General features: G+C 54.9%; 3 protein-coding genes. 2 read left to right on the forward strand and 1 reads right to left on the reverse strand.

The genetic code is table 11. The annotated features are described in order from the left end of the window. Together QD336_RS24220 and QD336_RS24225 are read left to right on the forward strand one after the other, a co-directional pair. Window positions 1–289, forward strand: a 289-nt coding sequence (locus QD336_RS24220) for a cupin domain-containing protein (protein ID WP_499172454.1), incomplete at its 5' end; no start/stop codon positions are given. A gap of 269 nt (window positions 290–558) precedes the next feature. Continuing rightward, window positions 559–2,322, forward strand: a complete 1,764-nt coding sequence (locus QD336_RS24225; protein ID WP_499172456.1) for an ABC transporter ATP-binding protein — start codon at window positions 559–561, stop codon at window positions 2,320–2,322. 136 nt (window positions 2,323–2,458) lie between these two features. Here QD336_RS24225 and QD336_RS24230 read toward each other — a convergent pair. Continuing rightward, window positions 2,459–2,807 (reverse strand): AGE family epimerase/isomerase (locus tag QD336_RS24230; protein WP_499172457.1); only part of this gene is annotated, 349 nt, incomplete at its 5' end.

Below are 2,807 nucleotides of genomic sequence, written 5' to 3' on the forward strand. Positions count from 1 at the left end.
GCGTTACCGGGTCGGCCACATCACGGTTGATCCCGGCCACCGCATCTCGTTCCAGAAACATTATCACCGCTCGGAACACTGGATCGTCGTCAAGGGAACTGCAACCGTGACGATGGGGGACGAGACCCGGCTGCTGACGGAAAACGAGTCGGTCTATATTCCGATCGGCCGGCCGCACCGGCTTGCCAATGAGGGGCAAATTCCGCTCGAACTCGTCGAAATCCAGACCGGCGCCTATATCGGCGAGGAGGACGTCATCCGCATCGAGGATGATTACAAGCGAACGTAACGCGCAGTTCGAGCATGCGATCCGGCGGCGGCGGGGATGTTGACACTCGCCAGCCATCGCACTATTTGGTTCGCTCGAACAACGAGTCTGAAGATTTCTCCAGCGCCGAGAGAAATTATTAAGCCGGTTGATACGGGATCATCAAACGAAGTACGATGTGGCTTATCTATTCGGAACAGATAGCGGCTGGTTTCCCGGTCAAAATGATCGAAATGGACAGCCGTGAATTTCTCAAGTCGTAGTGGTTTCGGCTAATTAAGGATATCTCCGTGATCGGATCTTTTTTGTCTGAAAACGACAAGAAGTTGCTGGTGCGACTTTTCAAAGAAAACTTCAAAAAGCACGTGGGCTGGTATTCTGCTGCAATCGCGGCGATGGTCGTCGTTGCGGGCACGACATCGTTGAGCGCATGGATCATGCGCGATATCGTCAACAGTGTTTATCTGAAACAAGGCTTTGATGTTGTTCTCGAGATTGCATTTGCAGTCGCCGCCATCTTCATCGTCAAGGGCCTCGCCACTTTTGTGCAAAGCTATTATCTGAGCAAGGCTGGCAATAGCATCGTGGCGGAGCAACAGCGCAAGATCTACGACAGGCTGCTGAAGCAGGGCGTTTCATTCTTTCAGAACTTGCCCTCCTCCGAATTGCTGGTTCGCGTGACATACAATGCGCAGTCGGCGCGCAGCGTTATCGACACGATCGTTACGTCGTTCGTACGCGACCTGTTTTCGCTTTTAGGTCTGATCATCGTAATGTTTGCCCAGAATTTTCTTCTGAGCGCGATTTCCATGATTATCGGCCCTCTTGCCATCTTTAGCGTCCGGCTTGTTTTACGCCGCGTACGCAAGATCATGGAAGCCGAGCTTGCATCGCTCGGCGAGATCGTCAATGTCGTACAGGAAACCAGCATCGGCGTTCGTGTCATCAAGGCTTTCTCCCTGGAAAAGCTGATGCGTCAACGCATGAACAAGGCGGTTTCCGATGTGGAGCAGCGCGCTAATGGCATCGCCAAGCTGGAAGCGGCAACCAGTCCCATCATGGAAACGCTGTCAGGCCTAGCAATTGCCGTTGTTATTGCCGTATCTGGTTATACCGTCCTTGAAAAGGGTGGTTCACCGGGCGATCTGATGGCGTTCATCACCGCACTACTCCTCGCTTATGAACCGGCGAAGCGCCTAGCCCGCATGCGGGTACAGATTGAGGGCGGCATGATAGGCGTACGGATGATGTTCGAGGTGCTGGATGCCCCGCTGACGTTGGCCGAGAAAAAAGATGCAGAGGCCATTCCCCGGACGACAGGCGCTGTCGAACTCAAGAATGTGAGCTTCGAATATGTTACAGGGCAGCCCGTTCTGAAGGATGTTAGCCTGCTGTTTGATGGGGGTAAGATGACCGCGCTGGTCGGCCCCTCCGGCAGTGGCAAATCCACCATAATCAATCTCATGATGCGCCTTTACGACCCGCAAAGCGGGTCAGTGGAGATCAATGGGATGGACTTGCGCGACGCCTCTTTTGCAAGTTTGCGCGAACAGGTTTCTTACGTCGGGCAGGAAACATTCCTATTTTCAGGCACCGTGAGACACAATATTTCCGTTGGTCGCGATAACGCCACGGAAGAAGAGATCATAGCGGCAGCCAAAGCGGCCAATGCCCATGACTTCATCATGAAAATGCCTAACGGCTACGATACTAGGCTCGGTGAAAACGGTTCTGGATTATCCGGCGGACAGCGACAACGCGTGGCTATTGCACGCGCCATGCTGAGAGACGCCGATATCCTGATCCTGGACGAAGCAACAAGTGCGCTGGATTCCGAATCCGAAGCCCTCGTTCGTGATGCACTTGAGCGCCTGACGCTGAACAAAACGTCAATCGTCATTGCCCACAGGCTTTCCACCATCAATCGTGCCGACAAGATTGTCGTAATGGATAACGGAGAGGTTGTCGAGCAGGGCAGCAGGAGGGAACTTCTTGCTAGCGACGGCCTTTATAAGCGGCTTCACAGCATCCAGTTTGATGCCGATGTCGCTTGACCAGAAGGCCAATATGACGGCGCGGTACAGCCGACGGCATCGACAAATCGTTTAACGCGGCATATTTAATAGTCCCTATCGGCTGCTGTGGAAATGACGATGCGGAATGGCATGTCAACAAGCGCTTAAATACTTGTCATCCACCGATCGCCAGCAGAGCCTCCGCCTCATAGATGGCGCAGACGATGTGGTAGAATGTGCTTGCCGGTGCCGGCTCGTCGAGCATCGGCCTGTCAGCCGGCCATTTGTCGAACCACAGACCCTTGACCGGCGTGTCGAGGAAAGGCTGCAGCGCGCCGATGGCCCTAAGGCCGGAGGTGAGGTAACGCTGCCGCTCCTCGCCATTCGTGACGCTCGCCAGCCGCACCGCCGCCTTCAGCCATTCCGTCTGCGGCCACAGCCGCGCCAGCCCGTCATGCACCGAAAAATCGTCAAAGAGGCTCATCACCGCCACCTTGCGGCGCGGGCAGATGCCATGCCCTTCG

Source organism: Rhizobium sp. BR 250 (genome assembly GCF_047445855.1).
GTDB classification, from domain to species: domain Bacteria; phylum Pseudomonadota; class Alphaproteobacteria; order Rhizobiales; family Rhizobiaceae; genus Agrobacterium; species Agrobacterium tumefaciens_I.